Here is a 16005-nt window from a genome sequence, read left to right on the forward strand (position 1 = left end):
GGGTTGGGTTCGTTGGGCGGGTGCGGGTGTTCTGTGGCCGGTCGCGCCCCGCGGCGGAGCCGCTGATGTCACAGCCCCGCGCCCCTGGGGTCCGTGCGTGGGTCGGGGCCGTGGGCCGGTACGTCAGCCCGTCGCGGGGTGGGCATACGACCCTGGGCCGGCACAAGGCGCTGGTTTCCTGAGACAGAACCTACGCGACGGGCATACGACGCACCGGCCCACGTCCCCTACCGCCGGTGGGAGGGTGCGGGCACTTCGGGGCGCAGTCTTGTTCGGGGCCTCACAGTCGGACACGTCATCATGGTCGTACGCGGGATCCGTACGAAGAGAACTGGGTGGTCATGGCGCGCGCGAGGGCGACGAGGACGTACGGGCTGCTCGCGGCGTGGTGCCTGACCAGACTGCTGCTGCTCCTTTTCGTCTTCAAGGTGGTCGTGTTCCCGGGTCCGGACGTCACCAGCGACGTTTCGGGGATCTACCAGGGCTGGTATCACACCCTGCGCGACGGCACCTTCCCGCTGAGCGACGTGGCCTGGCAGTATCCGCCCGCCGCCGCGCTCCCGATCCTCTCCCCCGCGCTGCTGCCCTTCCTCGACTACGCCTCGGCGTTCTTCGTCCTCGTCTGCCTCGCCGACCTGTGCGTCCTCGCTCTGCTCCAGTACGCGGGCCGGCGTCCCGGCCAGAGCCCGCGCGGCGCCTGGGTGTGGACGCTGGGTGTCCCGCTGCTCGGTCCGACGGTGTACGCCCGCTATGACGTGATGGTGACGGCCGTCGCCGTGGCGGCGCTGGTCGCCGGGCTGCGGCGGCCGCGGCTGTTGGGTGCGCTCGCGGCCTTCGGCGCGCTCCTGAAGGTGTGGCCGGTGCTGCTGCTGGTGGGCACCACGAAACGCAAGCCCTGGGCCGCCGCGGCGGTGACGGCCGTGGCGATCGTGCTGGTGTTCACCCTGACCATGCCCGGCCCGTTCGCGTTCCTGACCGCACAGCGCGACCGGGGCACCGAGGTCGAGTCCCTCGGTGCCCTGGTCTTCCACGTCGCCCGGCACTTCGGCTGGGAGGGCGAGGTGCTGCTCAACTACGGCTCCGTGGAGTTCGTCGGCCCGTACGTCGGCGTCGTGAGCACCGCGGCTCTCGTGCTGACCGTGCTCGCCTTCGGCTGGCTCCTGCTGTGGCGGCTGCGCGCCAGGCGATTCGCACCGCACACGCTCGCGGACGCCGCGTTCGTGGCCGTGCTCCTGTTCACGGTCACCAGCCGGGTGATCAGCCCTCAGTACCTGGTGTGGCTGATCGGCCTCGCCGCCGTCTGCCTGGTCTTCCGCGACAGCCGGATGACGCTGCCGACCGTCCTGCTCCTCGCGGCGGCCTTCGCGACGGTGCTGGAGTTCCCCCTCTGGTTCGGCAATGTCGTGGTCAGCGACGCCCTCGGCATCACCCTCCTCTTCGCACGCAACGGCCTGCTGCTCGCCGCGACGGCCGTCGCCGCGGTACGCCTCTGGCGCGATACGGTCTCGTACCCGCCGCCGGCTCCGGAGCCCGGGCAGGCGCCCCCGCCCCGTACCGGGCAGCTGATTCAGCCGAGTTGAGAGTTGAGATACGCCCGCCACTGCTCGGTGAACTTCTCCGGGGTCGTATCCAGCACGTCCCGCATCGCGGCCTCCACCGCACCCTCGCGCGTCCCGTTCGCGCCCACCGCACGGTAGAACTCGCCGAGGCGGACCTCGCCCCACCGTTCGGCGATCAGCCGGCAGGCCATCCAGCCGGCCTCGTACGCCTGCGCCAGCTCGCCCGCCTCCCCGCCGAACTCGAAATCTTTGTCGGCCGGGAGACCGCCGGAGATCCGTCCCTCGCGCACCGCACTGCGCAGTTCGGGGGCGACCTGTGCCGGGGTGCGGCCGGTGCCGCGGTAGCCGACCCAGTCCGCGTAGCCCTCGGAGAGCCACAAGGGGGTGGCCGCCGTGGTCTGTGCGCGGGTTGCGACATGGGTGGTCTCATGGGTGAGGACGACCTGCCGGCCGAAAGCGCCGAGGACGGCGTACGCGTCGGGGTTGACCACGATCCGGTCCGCGGGCGCCTTCTCCGCCCCGCCCGCCTCGCCGGTGGTGACCGCCGCTATCCCCCGGTATCCGGACGCGGGCGCCCCGAGCAGCTCCGCCATCTCCTCCAGCGACTTCGGTACGAGGACGACAACCCGTCCCGACCATTCCTCGCCCCACGCCTCGCGTACCGCCGGCACCGCGCGGTCGGCCAGTTCGGTGTACCCGCGCAGGGCTTCGGCCGTCTGCCCCACGCCGAGGACGAGGCTGTGTTCCCCGCGTACGACCTCGACGGCCCCCTGCTCCCACAGCTGCTCGCTGGCGTCCTCGGCGGGCCGGTCGGAGGCAACGTACCAGTGGCCGTCGGCGCGTCTCAGGCTCAGGGTGCGGGCGGCGACCAGGGGCGCCCTGTCGTAGCCGGCTATGCGGTAGCGGAGGTCCGCTTCGGCCGTGGCGCGGTCGCCGGAGCGGTGGAAGCCGGTCACGCGGTAGGACCAGGACTCCAGCGGCAGGGCTCGCAGTCGCTCGAACTCGGTGCGGGCGGCGGCCCGTTGACCGCTCGGCGCCCACGTCGTGACGTACGCGCTCCCGTTGCCGTCGAGCACCGCCCTCGCCCGCCGGTCGAGCAGCCGCTGGACGTCCGTGGCAGCGGGGTCGGAGCCCGTGGAGCCGCAGGCCACCAGACCGGCCAGCAACAGCCCGATCATCCACCACGGCGCACGCCCACGACCAGCCACAGGTCCCGATCGTACGGGCCCGGCAGCGCGTGGTCAGGGGCGCGTCACGGACGAGATCGGCATCATGCCGACAGGGTCGTAGCGCACGGGAGCGCCCGGGTAGGGCGCGTGGACCACCTGTCCGTTGCCCATGTACATCCCGATATGGCTGGCGTCGCTGCGGTACGTGACCAGGTCGCCGGGCTGCGCCTGCGAGAGCGGCACCTGGCGTCCGGCGTGCGCCTGGGCCTGTGAGGTGCGCGGCAGACCGACGCCGGCCTGCGCGTACGACCACTGCGTGAGGCCCGAACAGTCGAAGGCGGTGGGCCCGTTGGCGCCCCAGACGTACGGGCGGCCGACGGCCGAGCGGGCCGCGGCGACGGCGGCTGCCGCGCGTGCGGAGGGCGGGACGACGCCGCCGAGGTCGGGGACGCGGCCGGAGCGGGAGGCCCGGTCGTAGGCGGCGCGCTCCTCGTACGGCAGCGCGTTGAGGAGCCGCCGCGCTTCGGCGAGTTTCTGCTCGACGGTGCGTTTGTGGCGGGCCACGGCCGCGCGGCTCTTCTCCAGCTCGGCGAGGTCGTGGGTGGCTTCCTGGCGGTCCTGGGAGAGCTGCCTCATGGCGCCGCGGAGGTCCCTGAGCGCTCCGGCCTGGCGGGCGCCGATGCGGTCGAGTACGGCCGCCTTGTCGAGGTAGTCGTCGGGGTCGCCGGAGAACATCAGCGCCAGGGTGGGGTCGAGGCCGCCCGAGCGGTACTGGGCACCGGCGAGCGAACCGAGCGCGTCCCGCATGGTGTTGATGCGGTCCTGCTGGCGGGCGAGCCGGTCCTGGGCCGTGGTCACCTTCTCGCGCAGGGTGTCCGCGCGCTCGCCGGCCTTGTTGTGCGCTTCGGTGGCCCGCTCGGCCTCCGCGTACAGCCGGTCCACCTCGGCGCGTGCGTCGTCTTGCGGCGCGGACGGTGCGGACGGTGCGGCGCCGGCGGGAACGAGGCCGACGGCCGCTGCCGCGGCGGACAGTACGCAAAGGGTGGCGCTGCGGGCGCCCCGGTCGAGACCGGATGGTGCGGGACGGCGATGTGACCCCACGGGAAGCCGCTCTCCCTTCCGCTGACGGAACCCCCTGAGTTGGGGGAAGCGCGCCAGACAGTAGCCGCGCGACTACACAACGAACAAAGCCCTCGGCGTGCACGCACCGTGACGGCGCGCCTCAGACGCAGGTCATCGGCGGGACGTACGGCGAGTGGGAGGCGGCGGAATTCCCCCGTTCGGACGGGTGGCGCCGCAGCTCAGGAGCCGCTCGCTCAGCGCAGGTGCCACTCGAAGAACGCCATCGTCCGGTCCATCGAGTCCGGCCACCGGGGCGCGAACGTATGCCCTTCACCGGCGTACTTCACGAACTCGACCCTCTTGCCCGCCGCCTCGAAGTCGGCGACCGTCCGCTCCGACCAGGCGATCGGGCAGGTGTCGTCGGCGGTGCCGTGGTGCAGCAGCAGCGGCTCGGTCACCCGGTCGACGTAGGTGAGCGGCGAGACCTGCTCCCAGAACTCCGGGTTCTCCTTGGGGGTGCCGTGCTTCGCCTCGATCTCGGCGACGATCGGATCGCCGTTACGGCGCTGGAAGTGGTCGAGGTTCTCGGCCGGACGCGAGCTCACGGGCGCGAAGACCACCGCGGCGTCGACGAGGCCGGGTGCCACCACCATCGTGTTGTAGACGACGCCGCCGCCCATCGACCTTCCGAGCAGGCCGATCCGCTCCGGGTCGATCTCCGCCCGGCCGGACGAGCGCAGCGCCATGACGGCACCGATGACGTCCTCGGTGTAGCCGAGGCGGAGGTTCACGTCGTTGTCGGCGTCCTTGTCGGAGCCCGCGTGGTTGCGGTAGTCGGTGTGCAGGACCACGTAGCCGTTACGGGCCAACAGGTCCTGTTCCCGGGCCAGGCCGCGCCCAGTGGTGTAGACGGCAGGGTCGATGTAGCCGTGGGCCAGTACGAGCGCGGGGAACGGTCCCTTGCCTCGGGGGATGTTCATCAGGCCCGAGACGGTGAGCCCGTTCGCCTCGTACGTGACCGTGTAGCTGGTGTAGGCATCGGTCCGGGCACGCACGGCACCGAGGCGCAGGTCCGAGCCCGAGTGCTTGCGCGCGATCAGGCCCGGGATCGACACGGGGTTCACCGGCGAAGGGCTCGGGCTGGGCGTCGCGCTGGGGGCCCTGCTCGCCGCGCGGGACGATGCCGGTGGATTCGTACGCCCGGCCTCGTCGCCGTCACCGCTTCCGGTGCAGCCGACCGCCGCCACCAGGGCCAGTACCAGCCCGGCGGCGATACGGGCCATGCCCCGTATCCGCATGCGGCTCAGTATCCCCCATCGGACACCGATGACAGCGCCCTACGGGGCGGCCCGACAGGCCCTGGAATCAGACGCGGACGCCGAACTGGAAGCTGCCGATCGTGTCCATCGACTCCATGCGGACGACGGCGCCCGGCTTCGGGGCGTGCAGGAGCACGTTGTTGCCCGCGTACAGACCGACGTGCCCCAGGTTGTTGAAGAAGGCCAGGTCGCCGGGCTTGAGCTCGCTGCGGCTGATCCTCGTGCCGTCGTTCTGCTGCGTGTACGTGGTCCGGGTGATCGACACGCCGGCCTGGGCGTACGCCCACTGGGTCAGCCCGGAGCAGTCGTAGGAGTTGGGGCCGCTGCCACCGGAGACGTACGGCTTGCCGAGCTGGGTCTCGGCCGCGGCGAGGGCGGCGGCACCGCGGCCGGAGGCCGGCTTCTCGTTGCCGAGGTCGACGCGGTCCCCGGCGGAGCGGCTGGCGCGCTGCTCCTCGGCGGCCAGATCCGCCTTCTCCTGGGCGGTCAGGGTGTTGAGGAGCTTCTGGGCGTCGGCGAGCTTGCCCTGGATCTCCTTCTTCCTCTCACCCAGGGTCTTGCGGGTGTCGGCGAGGTCCTTGAGCTTCTCGGCGGCTTCCTTGCGCTGCTGGGCGAGCGTGCGCTGCTTCTCCTGGACCTTCTTCAGCGTCTCGACCTGCTGAGAACTCAGCTGGTCCATCGTGGACGCCTTGTCGAGGTAGTCGTCCGGGTCGGAGGAGAGGAACAGCTGCACGGAGGGGTCGATGCCGCCCGAGCGGTACTGGGAGCTGGCCATCAGGCCGAGGCCGTCCCGGAGTTCGTTGAGATCGCCCTGCCCGCGTGCGACCTGATCCTGGAGATCGCTGATCTCCTTCTCGAGCTTGTCCTGCTTCTCCTTGGCCCCGTTGTACTTGTCGGTGGCCAGCTCCGAGTCGTGGTAGAGCTTGTCGACCTTGGACTTGACCTCGTCCTTGCTCGGCTTCTCGCCGGGCGCGGCGTTGGCCGCCTGCGAGGTGAGGGCCACGGCAGCAGCGGCAGCGGTGGTGAGCACGGTCACGCGGGTGCGGCTCGGCTGCTTAGGTCGACGGTGGGACGCCACGTGGGCGAGCTCCTTCATTACCTCAGCCGCCACCGAGAACACCGGTTGGCGGTGCCCCTCCACCGTCACTCCCAATGAGTGATCGCCCGAGTGGGGGTTCGAGGCCAGACCCTAGTGATCCTCCTGTGATCAGATCAAATCCTTGCAGGAAAAATCTCGGCTACCGAGCGTTTTCTTTACTCCGAACTCACATGCGGTAATACGCGCTTGACACTATGTTGCGTGAAGACCATGACAATTCGGGCAAACAGCGCAGAGGTTGCGGTTGGGATCTTTGGTCCTCATGGGGCGGACGCCCCAGAAGCTCTGCCGCGCCGGAGACGACCGGTTCGCCTTCCCCGAACGGGCCCGGCTCAACCCCGCGAAAATCGCTTGAGGAGCACCGCGGAAGCCACCGGCCGCGCGCCCGCCTTGGCCACTCCGTCGGCCACCTCACGGTCGGTCGAGGCGACGATGACGGGCCGCCCGGGCGGCTCGGCGCGCACCAGCTGGCGGATCAGCTCATCAGCGGTGACGCCCGCTTTGGAGAACAGCACCCGCACACCGCGCGGCGGCGCAAGCAGCACCGGCGCGGCCAGCTCGGCCCCGTCGAAGACGCAGGTGACCTCGGCGCCGGTCTGCGCGGCGAGCTGCGAGAGCTGGCCGAGGAGGCGCAACCTCTGCTTCTCCAGGGGCATTTGGGGATAGCCGGTCTTGGTGACGTTGTAGCCGTCGACGACCAGATGCGCCTGCGGCAGAGCGAGCAGCTGGTCGAGGATCGCGGGATCGTTTTCGGACAGCGCGCGGGTGGCGATGTCCTTCGGGGTCATTCGTCCCGGTTCGACCGCGTCCACCGTCTCCGCGGGCCGCACCGAGACGGGCGGCAGAGCCAGCTCACGCCTCAGCCCCTGTGCCGCGTCGAGCACGGTGTCGAGCAGCAGTCGTACGCGCATGTCCTCGACGCTGCGGCCCTCCCGCGCCGCTCTGCGGGCAGCCTCCAGGGCGGCCTCGGTCTCCCCGAGCCGCGACTTGAGCCGGCGACTCTCGCTCTCGGCGGCCGACACCTGGGCCTGCCCCTCGGCCCGTACGGACTCGATCTCGCCCCGTACCTTCCGCAGGGCCGCTTCGCCGCGCTTCACGTCACTGAGGGCCGAGCGCAGCTTGCGATGCAGTGATTCGGCCTCTTTCTTCGCCGACTCCAGCTCCGTGCGCAGCCGTTCGGTCTCGGCCCGGGTCTGCCCGCGGGCCTCGGCGAGTTCCTGGCGCAGCCGCTCCAGCTCGGCGCGGTTCTCCTCGTCGGCGCGCTCGGCGTCCGCCCGCTGGGCCTCCTCGCCCGCGGCGGTCACCAGCTTCACCCAGCCCGTGGGCCGGAGCACATAGGCCGCGGCCGCCACATCGAGCGGGTCCGCGGCCGGGGGCGGCGAGCCCGAGTCGAGGGCGCCGGCGAGCTCCGGCTGGGCCTCTCGGAGCCGCTCGCTGATCCGCTGCCGGAAGAGCGGATCGGTCTCCAGGGCCGCCGCCATGGCGTTCCCCGCGAACTTGGCGCGGCGGGTGGGGGTGAAGCGGGCGTACTGCCGCAGCTGAGCGGGCAGCTCGGCGACCGTCAGCCCGCCGAAGCCGTCCGAGACGATCTGTACGACCTTGCGGCGCACCCCGTCGGGCATCGGACGGTCGAGCACCTCAGCGGCGCCGTCGACCGGCTCCCCGCCTGTGGTCTCCACCATCGGTCACCCCAATACGTCGACGGGGCCCGCTCCCTCAGGAGCCGGCGCCCGGCCTGTCCACCAGTTCCACCTGATCCACCGCATTGCACCAGCGGCAGCGCACCGACTCGATGGTCTCACTGACCACCTCCCGCTCCTCGACCTTCGGCTCACCGGCCAGATCGAGGTGCACGTACTCCACGACCTTCGACGAACGGGTCACGTCGAAGCGCGTGAGATTGCCGCAGAGCGTGCAGCGCCACCGGGTCTCGGCGGTCGGCAGGGGAACCGTCATCGTCGCAGTCGCTCGCTTTCCTCAAGTTTTCGTGCCGCGCCGGGCAGCCCCGGAGCGTGTTGGCTCGTAACCCTACGGCCTGGCGTGTAGTCGACGCCCGTCACCGGGTAACGGCGAGGCACTCTGTGCCGTCTGGTCCGGTTACGTCATGATCTGGTCATGATCGGCAACTGGGGTGCGGCCCTCGTCCGGGCGGCCCGGAATCAGTCCGCACCGGTGACTCACTCACTGATCACCCTGTGCTGTCTGATCTTCCTGGTCGGCCCGGCCTCGGGGCTCAACCCGGTGTACGGCACCGGTGACGAGCTCCTTTCCGCACAGCGGGCCTATTTCGAGCGCTGGGGTGTCGTGCCCGTAGAGCTGTTCAGTGGGGCGCCGCGCGCCGCGCTCACCCCGGCCACGGCGCTCTTCGTGCACGGCAGCTGGCTGCATCTCCTCGGCAACATGCTCTTCCTCTACGTCTTCGGTGCGATGGCCGAGGAGCGGATGGGCCACCTCGCGTACGCCCTCTTCTACCTGGGCTGCGGCTGCCTCGCCCTGCTCGGTTACGCGGCCGCCCACGCCGACTCCGGACAGACCCTGGTCGGCGCCTCCGGGGCGATCTCCGCGGTCCTCGGCGCGTTCCTTTACCTGTTCCCCAAAGCCCGGGTGACCAGTCTCTTCCCGTTCTTGTTCTTCCTGCCGCTGCGGTTACCGGCCTGGGTGGTCCTGCCGTTCTGGGTGTCCCTCCAGTGGCTGGCGGCGACCCGTGAGACCCGGGGTCCGGGAGTCGCCTATCTGGCCCACCTCCTGGGGTTCTCGTTCGGCTTCGGCTACGCGTGGGTGCGCTACCGCTGGACGGCTACAGTGAAATCCCCAGCGACGGCCACCGAGGGAGAAAACCAGCCGTGATCACCGCGATCGTGCTCATCAAGACCAGCGTGGACCGGATTCCTGAGATCGCCGAGTCGATCGCGGCGCTGGACTCCGTCAGTGAGGTCTTCTCCGTGACCGGTACGTACGATCTGATCGCCATGGTCCGGGTGAAGGCCCATGACGATCTGGCGGACATCATCCCCGGGCAGATCAGCAAGATTCCGGGGGTGGAGGCCACGGACACGCATGTGGCGTTCCGTACGTACTCCCAGCACGACCTGGAGGCCGCGTTCGCCATCGGCCTGGACAGCTGAGGGTCGGCCGGCCACTGGATGAAGAGTTCCTCATCTTGGACTCATCCTCTGTGACGGGTTCCGCCCGCAGGATCTGAGCCATGAGTTTCTCTCATCGCATCGCAGCCCTCACGGCCGTCGTGGCCATTCCGCTCGGGATCGCCGCGACCAGTTACGCCCTGACCGACAGCCCGGAGCCCCCCAAGGTGCCCGCCAAGGTGGAGCTCGACAAGGGCGATTCGCCGTCTCGGACCCCCTCCAAGAAACCGACACCCAGTGACGAGGTCGTCTCCCGGCCTCCGGTGACCGACGACGACAACAGCGACGACGGCGGAACAGGGGGCAGGGCGGACGACGGAGCGAGTGGCAGGACGAGTGGCGGCGGAACAGGTGGCGCGGCAGACGACGACGGGGCCGGCGACGACGGGCCCGGCGACGACGACGGGCCCGGCGACGACGGCTGAGCCCGTTCCCGTACGCCGGTGGATCACGGCCCGGGTCCGCATCCTGCTCTGGCTGCTGCTCGTGACGGCGGTCGCCTTCGCGGCGGTGGCCATGACCACGCGCTCGATCCTGCTGCGCGACGTCGACAACCGGGTCAGCCGACTGCTCGCGCAGGAGACCGGCGAGTTCGCCAACTTCGAGACCAGGGGCAAGGACCCGGAGACCGGTCGCCCCTTCACCGACCCCGAGCGGCTGCTGGAGGTCTTCCTGGAGCGGCAGTACGCCGATCCCGACGAGGAGCTGATCGGCCTGATCGGACGGCCGGACCAGGGCCCCGCACAGCGCACCCAGCCACGCGAGATCGACGTCTCCCGGCCCCTGCATGACGACCGGGAAGCCCGCCGCCGCATCTTCGACTCCCCGGACTCCACCGGCACGCTGCACCGCGCCTCCGGAGAGATCCGCTGGGCCAAGGTCGCCGTCGCCCGGTCCGGCGGCGAGCCCGAGGCCGCCTTCGTCGTCGCCTTCCATCCCGGGCGCGAGCAGGCCCGCGCGAACGAGGTGTTCCGTATCCTGCTGGCCATCTCCGGGGTCGCGCTGGTGATGACGACGGGCATCGGCTGGGTGGTGGCCGGGCGGATCCTCAAGCCCGTACGCCTGGTCCGTACTGCCGCCGCGCAACTCACCGAGCAGGACCTCACCCGGCGTATTCCGGTCCATGGCCGGGACGACGTGGCGGCGCTCGCCGAGACGTTCAACGCGATGCTGGACCGGCTTGAGCGAGCCTTCGCCGCCCAGCGGGAGTTCGTCGACGACGCGGGCCACGAGCTGCGCACCCCGATCACGATCGTGCGCGGCCACCTGGAGCTGATGGGCGACGATCCGGCCGAGCGGGACGAGACCATACGCCTGGTCACCGACGAGCTGGACCGGATGAGCCGCATCGTCGAGGACCTGCTGCTGCTCGCCAAGGCCGAGCGCCCCGACTTCGTCACGCCCGAGCCCGTACAGCTCGGCGAGCTGACCGCCGACGTCTTCGTCAAGGCCCGCACGCTCGGCGAGCGCCGCTGGGAGCTGGCCGAAGTCGCCGACGGGGAGATCCGCCTCGACCCGCAGCGCATCACCCAGGCGATGGTGCAGCTCGCGCAGAACGCCGTACAGCACACGGCTCCCGGCCAGTCCGTCCGCATCGGCTCGCGCCTCGACGGCTCCCGTATCGAGCTGTACGTCGCCGACTCGGGGCCCGGGGTCCAGCCGCAGGACGCCGAGCTGATCTTCGAACGGTTCCGCCGTGGCACCGCACGGCGCGGCGCCCGCGGCTCCGGCGCCGGCCTCGGCCTGTCGATCGTCCGGGCCATCGCGGAGGGGCATCGCGGGCAGGTGGAGCTGCGGGACACCGAGGGCGGCGGGGCCACCTTCGTACTCGTACTGGAAGAGGAACGCACATGACGGGGTGTCTCGGATGAACCGGATCCTGATCGTCGAGGACGAGGAGCGCATCGCCTCCTTCGTCGAGAAGGGCCTGCGCGCGGGCGGTTTCACCACGACCGTCGTCGGCGACGGAGACGCGGCCTACGAGTACGCGCTGACCGGTGGCTTCGACCTGGTGATCCTCGACATCGGGCTGCCCGGACGGGACGGCTTCACGGTGCTGCGGGAACTGCGCGAGGCCCGGGTGACGGTCCCGGTGATCGTGCTGACCGCCCGGGACTCCGTACGCGACACGGTGGCCGGTCTGGAGGGCGGCGCCGACGACTGGATGACCAAGCCGTTCCGCTTCGAGGAACTCCTCGCCCGGGTACGGCTGCGGCTGCGTACGGCGGTCAGGGCGCCCGAGGTGACCATGCTGCGCGGCGGTGACCTCACGCTGGACCTGCGCACCCGCAGGGCCCGCGCGGGAGAGCGAACGGTCGATCTGACGGCTCGGGAGTTCGTGCTGCTCGAGTTGTTCCTGAGGCACCCCGGGCAGGTGCTCTCGCGCGAGCAGATCCTGTCCCATGTGTGGGGGTACGACTTCGATCCCGGGTCCAACATCGTGGACGTCTACGTCCGTGCGCTGCGTAAGAAGCTGGGGGCGCAAAGCGTGGAGACGGTGCGCGGGATGGGGTACCGGCTGCCGGGGTGACGCCGGACCCGTCCGCGTGAACTTCCTTTCATCTACGGCTCATTGAGGGCTCACCGCGCGCGTGAACTCTGGATGTCGTGAGCCTGACTTCCCCACGAATACGCCAAGCCGCAGCCCTCTGCGTGGCCCTCAGCATCTGCGCCCTGCTGGTCGTGCCCGGCAACTTCCCCGGTCTCAGCGGTGACGCCAGACTGACGCTCGCCGTCTTCGCCCTGGCGACCTGCGCCTGGATCGGTACGCCCATCGACGACACGTACATCGCCCTGGGCGCCGGACTCGCCCTCACGGTGACCGGGGTGATCAGCAGCAACACGCTCTTCGGCACCCTCGGAGACCCGACCGTGTGGCTGCTGATCTGCGCCTTCGTACTAGCCGCCGCGGTGGCCCGGACGGGACTCGCGGGGCGGGCGGCGGCGTTCCTGGTGAGCGGGGCGCGATGGGGGTCCCCCCGCTCGAGCGAAGCCGAGAGTGGGGGAGTCCGCCAGTTGGCCCATCTGACCACGGCGGCGCTGGTCGTGACGGCCTTCGCGGTGCCCGCCACCTCCGGCCGGGCGGCGCTCGCGCTGCCGGTGTTCCTCGCGCTCGCCAAGGTGCTGGCCGACCGGAAGCGACTGGTCGTGATGCTGGCACTGCTGTTCCCGACCGTGATCCTTCTGTCCGCGGTGGCGACCCTGATCGGCGCGGGAGCGCATCTGATCACGGTGTCGGTGCTGTGGGAGGCGACCGGTAACCGGGTCGGCTTCACACAATGGCTGCTGCTCGGCCTGCCGTTGGCGGTGGCCTCCTCCCATCTGGCCGCCGAGGTCGTGCTGTTGACGACCACGAGGCGCGCGGACCGCCGAGGTCCCGTACGGATCACGGCCGATGACATCCAGCGGCACAGCGAGCAGCCCGTCACCGGCCCCTGGTCGTCCGCCGAGTCGCGCTGTCTGCTGCTGCTCGCCACTGTGGTGGCCCTGTGGTGCAGCGAACCACTCCACCAGGTACCCCCCGCGGTAGTCGCCCTGATCGGCGCGGTCGTCGCGTCCTCGCCCGCGCTCGGCACCGTCCATCTCAAGGACGCCCTCAAGACCGTCCCTTGGTCGCTGCTCCTCTTCATGGCCGCGACGATGGCGATGGGGGTCGCGCTCGCGAACTCGGGGGCGGCGAAGTGGCTGGTCGCCGGCCTTCCGGTCGACGTGGAGCCATGGCTCTTCCTCGCGCTCGTCGTCGCGGTCAGCACGGCGGCACACCTCATACTCCAGTCCCGCTCGGCCCGCTCGTCCGTCCTCGTCCCGCTGGTCGTCGCGGCGGCCGTGGGCGCCGGGGTCAACCCCGTGGCCGCCGCACTGGCGTCCACCGCGGCGGCGGGCTTCTGCCACACGCTCCCGGCCTCCGCGAAGCCGGTCACGCTCTTCGCCGAGATTCCCGGCACGCCGACCTACACACCGCGCGACCTGCTGCGCCTGTCCGGCGTACTGGCCCCGCTGACCGCCGCACTCGTCCTGCTCTTCGCGCTCGCGGTGTGGCCGCTGCTGGGCGTACCGGTCCTCAAGCCCTGAACAGCCCGCCCCCACCCCCTGAAGGAGTACCCCCATGCTGACCCGTTTCGCCGTGGCCCCCAGCGGCTTCAAAGAGTCCCTGTCCGCCCGGGCCGCCGCCGACGCCATCGCGGCCGGTGTACGCCGTGTCGTCCCGGACGCCGAGGTCGACCTCATCCCCCTGGTCGACGGCGGCGAGGGCACGGCCGCCGCCCTTGCCGCCTCGACCGGGGGCCGGCTGGTCGCCCTGCCCGCCACAGGGCCGGTGGGGGAACCCGTCGGCACCCACTTCGCGCTCCTGGGGCCGCGGGACACGGCGGTGGTGGAGATGGCGGCGGTCGCGGGCCTCTCCCTCGTCCCGCACGGCCTGCGCGACCCGGGCGCCACGACCACGTACGGCGTGGGCGAACTGATCCGCGCCGCCCTCGACACAGGCGTACGACGGATCCTGGTGGGCTGCGGCGATTCCGGTACGTCGGACGGGGGCGCCGGTGCGCTCCAGGCACTCGGCGCCCGGCTGATCGACACGGACGGTTTCGAACTGCCGCATGGCGGGCGGGAGTTGAGGCGCCTGCATCGGATCGACCCTTCCGGACTCGACCCCCGCCTCTCCCAGGTGGAGCTGATCGTCGCCTGCAACCCGTACAACGTGCTGTGCGGCGAGCGCGGCGTGGCGCGGGTCTTCGGCCCGCAGAAGGGCGCGACCCCCGCGCAGGTCGAGGAGCTGTCGGCGGCCCTGGAGAACTGGGCGTACGTCCTCAAGCGGGACCTCGCGGTCACCTCCGACCTGTGCGGCGGCCCTGGAACCGGCGCCTCCGGAGGCCTGGGCGCGGGCCTGGCCGCCCTCGGCGCCCGCCTCCTCCCCCGCTTCGAGGTGCTCCTCGACCACCTCGACCTGGACGCCCGCCTCGCCCGCGCCGACCTTGTCCTCACCGCCGAGGGCGCCCTCGACCGCCAGACGCCACGCGGCAAGGTACCCGCGGAAGTGGCCCGCCGCGCCAAGCTGCACGGCCGCCCGGTCCTCGCCCTGGCGGGCACGCTCGGCGAAGGCGCGCACACCGTGCCGGGCGTGGACGCCTTCACCGGCATCCTGCCCGCCCCGATGGCCCTCGCCGAGGCACTGGTCCGCGGCAGCGAACTCCTCACGGACGCGACCGAGCGGGCCCTGCGGATGATCCTGCTGGGGGCCCGGCTACCGGTTCACGCGGAGATTCCGGCAGACGTGCCGGTGGAGGTGTCCGGGACGCAACGCCCGTCCTCCGTGCGGTAGTTCCACCGCGCGCCGTCCCTCACCAGCTCCTTGACCGCATCCACGAACCGCTCCACATGCTCGCCCGGCGTTCCCGCCCCGAAGCTCACCCGGATCGCGTTGAGGGACCTCTCGCCGGGCGCGGCCTCGGGGGCGCCGCACTCGCCCTGGCTCTGCGGATCGCTGCCGAGGAGGGTACGGAGGAGAGGGTGGGCGCAGAAGAGCCCGTCGCGCACGCCGATGCCGTACTCGGCGGAGAGCGCGGCGGCGAAGTGCGAGCTGTTCCACCCCTCGACGACGAAGGAGATGACGCCGACGCGGGCCGCGTCGTCCCCGAAGAGGGACAGGACGCGGACCTCCGGAACCTCGGCGAGCCCGGCGCGGACGGTGTCGATCAGGTACTGCTCCCGGGCCGCAAGCGCGTCGAACCCCGCCTCGGTGAGAGCCTTGCAGGCGGAGGCGACGGCGTAGGCGCCGATGACGTTGGGCGACCCGGCCTCGTGCCGCGCGGCGCTGTCGTGCCACTCGACGTCCACGCCCCCGTCGCTGCGCCGCGACACCTTCCGGCTCGCACCACCACCCGCGAGGTATGGCTCGGCCGTGCGCAGCCAGTCGGAGCGCCCGGCGAGCACGCCCGCCCCGAAGGGCGCGTACAGCTTGTGCCCCGAGAAGGCGACCCAGTCGACGTCCAACTCCCGTACGGAGACGGGGTGATGGGGCGCCAACTGCGCGGCGTCGAGCACGATCCGCGCACCGTGCGCATGCGCGGCGGCGGCCAGTTCGCGTACGGGCCACAGCTCGCCGGTGACGTTCGAGGCACCGGTGACGCAGACGAGGGCCGGCCCTTCGGGGTCGCGTTCGGCGAGGGCGCGCTCGAGGGTGGCGACGGCCTGGGCGGGCGTACGCGGCGCGTCGAGGTACGTGACGCGGGCCTCCCGCCAAGGGAGCAGCGAGGCGTGGTGCTCGGTCTCGAAGACGTAGACCTGGCAGTCGGCGGGGAGGGCGGCGGCGAGCAGGTTCAGCGAGTCGGTGGTGGACCGGGTGAAGACGACCTGGTCCTCGTCACGGCAGTCGAGGAACTCGGCGACGGTCTTCCGGGCGTTCTCGAACAGGTCGGTGGACAGCTGGGACAGGTACCCGGCGCCACGGTGCACGCTCCCGTAGTACGGCGCGTACGCGGCCACGTCGTCCCAGACCCGCTGGAGGGCCGGGGCGCTGGCGGCGTAGTCCAGTGCGGCGTACGTGACCTCGCCGCCGGTGACGAGCGGGACGGTGACGTCCCGTCCCAGCACGGGCAACGGCTCGGCGACGGACTGCTCGGCGACGGCGGAGACAGACATGACACTCCCTCAAGA

The 16005-nt window shown here is 71.3% G+C and carries 15 protein-coding genes; 8 read left to right on the top strand and 7 right to left on the bottom strand.

Annotated elements, in window-relative coordinates; translation table 11 throughout:
- The first annotated feature begins 341 nt into the window (after positions 1–341).
- On the top strand, positions 342–1580 hold the full coding sequence (locus tag ACFYO0_RS21345; protein ID WP_388678128.1) for a glycosyltransferase 87 family protein: 1239 nt from the start codon (positions 342–344) through the stop codon (positions 1578–1580).
- On the opposite strand, the gene ACFYO0_RS21350 is transcribed toward ACFYO0_RS21345, so the two are convergent.
- The 6 genes from ACFYO0_RS21350 to ACFYO0_RS21375 form a co-directional block, all read right to left on the bottom strand.
- Positions 1568–2737 carry a hypothetical protein gene (locus ACFYO0_RS21350; protein WP_388678574.1) on the bottom strand — a complete coding sequence of 390 codons (1170 nt, stop codon included), beginning with the start codon at positions 2735–2737 and terminating at the stop codon, positions 1568–1570. The two genes, ACFYO0_RS21345 and ACFYO0_RS21350, sit on opposite strands and share 13 nt — an antisense overlap.
- Before the next feature lie 63 nt (positions 2738–2800).
- Positions 2801–3829: an NlpC/P60 family protein gene (locus ACFYO0_RS21355; RefSeq protein WP_388678131.1), complete on the bottom strand. Its 1029-nt coding sequence runs from the start codon at positions 3827–3829 to the stop codon at positions 2801–2803.
- Between the two features lie 215 nt (positions 3830–4044).
- The gene (locus ACFYO0_RS21360; protein ID WP_388678134.1) at positions 4045–5088 is read right to left on the bottom strand and encodes an alpha/beta hydrolase family protein; all 1044 of its coding nucleotides are present in this window, start codon (positions 5086–5088) and stop codon (positions 4045–4047) included.
- Between the two features lie 67 nt (positions 5089–5155).
- Positions 5156–6187, bottom strand: a complete 1032-nt coding sequence (locus ACFYO0_RS21365) for an NlpC/P60 family protein (protein WP_388678137.1) — start codon at positions 6185–6187, stop codon at positions 5156–5158.
- Positions 6188–6540: 353 nt separating this feature from the next.
- Positions 6541–7890 carry an NYN domain-containing protein gene (locus tag ACFYO0_RS21370; RefSeq protein ID WP_388678139.1) on the bottom strand — a complete coding sequence of 450 codons (1350 nt, stop codon included), beginning with the start codon at positions 7888–7890 and terminating at the stop codon, positions 6541–6543.
- A gap of 34 nt (positions 7891–7924) precedes the next feature.
- Positions 7925–8164: a hypothetical protein gene (locus ACFYO0_RS21375; RefSeq protein WP_033327390.1), complete on the bottom strand. Its 240-nt coding sequence runs from the start codon at positions 8162–8164 to the stop codon at positions 7925–7927.
- Between the two features lie 159 nt (positions 8165–8323).
- Between ACFYO0_RS21375 and ACFYO0_RS21380 the strand changes: the two genes are divergently transcribed.
- The 7 genes from ACFYO0_RS21380 to ACFYO0_RS21410 all read left to right on the top strand — a co-directional run bounded on the left by ACFYO0_RS21380 (position 8324) and on the right by ACFYO0_RS21410 (position 14671).
- Positions 8324–9055, top strand: coding sequence for a rhomboid family intramembrane serine protease (locus ACFYO0_RS21380; RefSeq protein WP_388678142.1), 732 nt, complete (start codon positions 8324–8326; stop codon positions 9053–9055).
- Positions 9052–9333, top strand: a complete 282-nt coding sequence (locus tag ACFYO0_RS21385) for an Lrp/AsnC family transcriptional regulator (protein WP_386346004.1) — start codon at positions 9052–9054, stop codon at positions 9331–9333. Before ACFYO0_RS21380 ends, ACFYO0_RS21385 begins: the two co-directional genes overlap by 4 nt.
- 80 nt (positions 9334–9413) lie before the next feature.
- Complete coding sequence (locus ACFYO0_RS21390) at positions 9414–9776, top strand: small secreted hydrophilic protein (RefSeq protein WP_388678146.1); 363 nt, start codon at positions 9414–9416, stop codon at positions 9774–9776.
- Between the two features lie 91 nt (positions 9777–9867).
- Complete coding sequence (locus ACFYO0_RS21395; RefSeq protein ID WP_388678577.1) at positions 9868–11205, top strand: ATP-binding protein; 1338 nt, start codon at positions 9868–9870, stop codon at positions 11203–11205.
- A 13-nt stretch (positions 11206–11218) separates the two neighbouring features.
- Positions 11219–11881, top strand: coding sequence for a response regulator transcription factor (locus tag ACFYO0_RS21400; RefSeq protein WP_165340769.1), 663 nt, complete (start codon positions 11219–11221; stop codon positions 11879–11881).
- An 83-nt stretch (positions 11882–11964) separates the two neighbouring features.
- Positions 11965–13422, top strand: a complete 1458-nt coding sequence (locus ACFYO0_RS21405) for an SLC13 family permease (protein ID WP_388678580.1) — start codon at positions 11965–11967, stop codon at positions 13420–13422.
- 34 nt (positions 13423–13456) lie between these two features.
- The gene (locus ACFYO0_RS21410) at positions 13457–14671 is read left to right on the top strand and encodes a glycerate kinase (RefSeq protein WP_388678150.1); all 1215 of its coding nucleotides are present in this window, start codon (positions 13457–13459) and stop codon (positions 14669–14671) included.
- Here the strand turns inward: ACFYO0_RS21410 and ACFYO0_RS21415 are convergent.
- Positions 14602–15990 (bottom strand): aminotransferase class V-fold PLP-dependent enzyme, encoded by a 1389-nt coding sequence (locus tag ACFYO0_RS21415; RefSeq protein WP_388678152.1) that lies wholly within the window; start codon positions 15988–15990, stop codon positions 14602–14604. The two genes, ACFYO0_RS21410 and ACFYO0_RS21415, sit on opposite strands and share 70 nt — an antisense overlap.
- Positions 15991–16005: the final 15 nt, after the last annotated feature.

This window comes from Streptomyces sp. NPDC006365 (assembly GCF_042870755.1).
GTDB lineage: Bacteria > Actinomycetota > Actinomycetes > Streptomycetales > Streptomycetaceae > Streptomyces > Streptomyces xiangluensis.

Coding starts and splice junctions, on each gene's coding strand:
- ACFYO0_RS21380 (WP_388678142.1), top strand. CDS start 8,324: ATGATCGGCAACTGGGGTGCGGCCCTCGTCCGGGCGGCCCGGAATCAG.
- ACFYO0_RS21400 (WP_165340769.1), top strand. CDS start 11,219: ATGAACCGGATCCTGATCGTCGAGGACGAGGAGCGCATCGCCTCCTTC.
- ACFYO0_RS21395 (WP_388678577.1), top strand. CDS start 9,868: ATGACCACGCGCTCGATCCTGCTGCGCGACGTCGACAACCGGGTCAGC.
- ACFYO0_RS21415 (WP_388678152.1), bottom strand. CDS start 15,990: ATGTCTGTCTCCGCCGTCGCCGAGCAGTCCGTCGCCGAGCCGTTGCCC.
- ACFYO0_RS21350 (WP_388678574.1), bottom strand. CDS start 2,737: ATGATCGGGCTGTTGCTGGCCGGTCTGGTGGCCTGCGGCTCCACGGGC.
- ACFYO0_RS21345 (WP_388678128.1), top strand. CDS start 342: ATGGCGCGCGCGAGGGCGACGAGGACGTACGGGCTGCTCGCGGCGTGG.
- ACFYO0_RS21390 (WP_388678146.1), top strand. CDS start 9,414: ATGAGTTTCTCTCATCGCATCGCAGCCCTCACGGCCGTCGTGGCCATT.
- ACFYO0_RS21410 (WP_388678150.1), top strand. CDS start 13,457: ATGCTGACCCGTTTCGCCGTGGCCCCCAGCGGCTTCAAAGAGTCCCTG.
- ACFYO0_RS21360 (WP_388678134.1), bottom strand. CDS start 5,088: ATGCGGATACGGGGCATGGCCCGTATCGCCGCCGGGCTGGTACTGGCC.
- ACFYO0_RS21375 (WP_033327390.1), bottom strand. CDS start 8,164: ATGACGGTTCCCCTGCCGACCGCCGAGACCCGGTGGCGCTGCACGCTC.
- ACFYO0_RS21370 (WP_388678139.1), bottom strand. CDS start 7,890: ATGGTGGAGACCACAGGCGGGGAGCCGGTCGACGGCGCCGCTGAGGTG.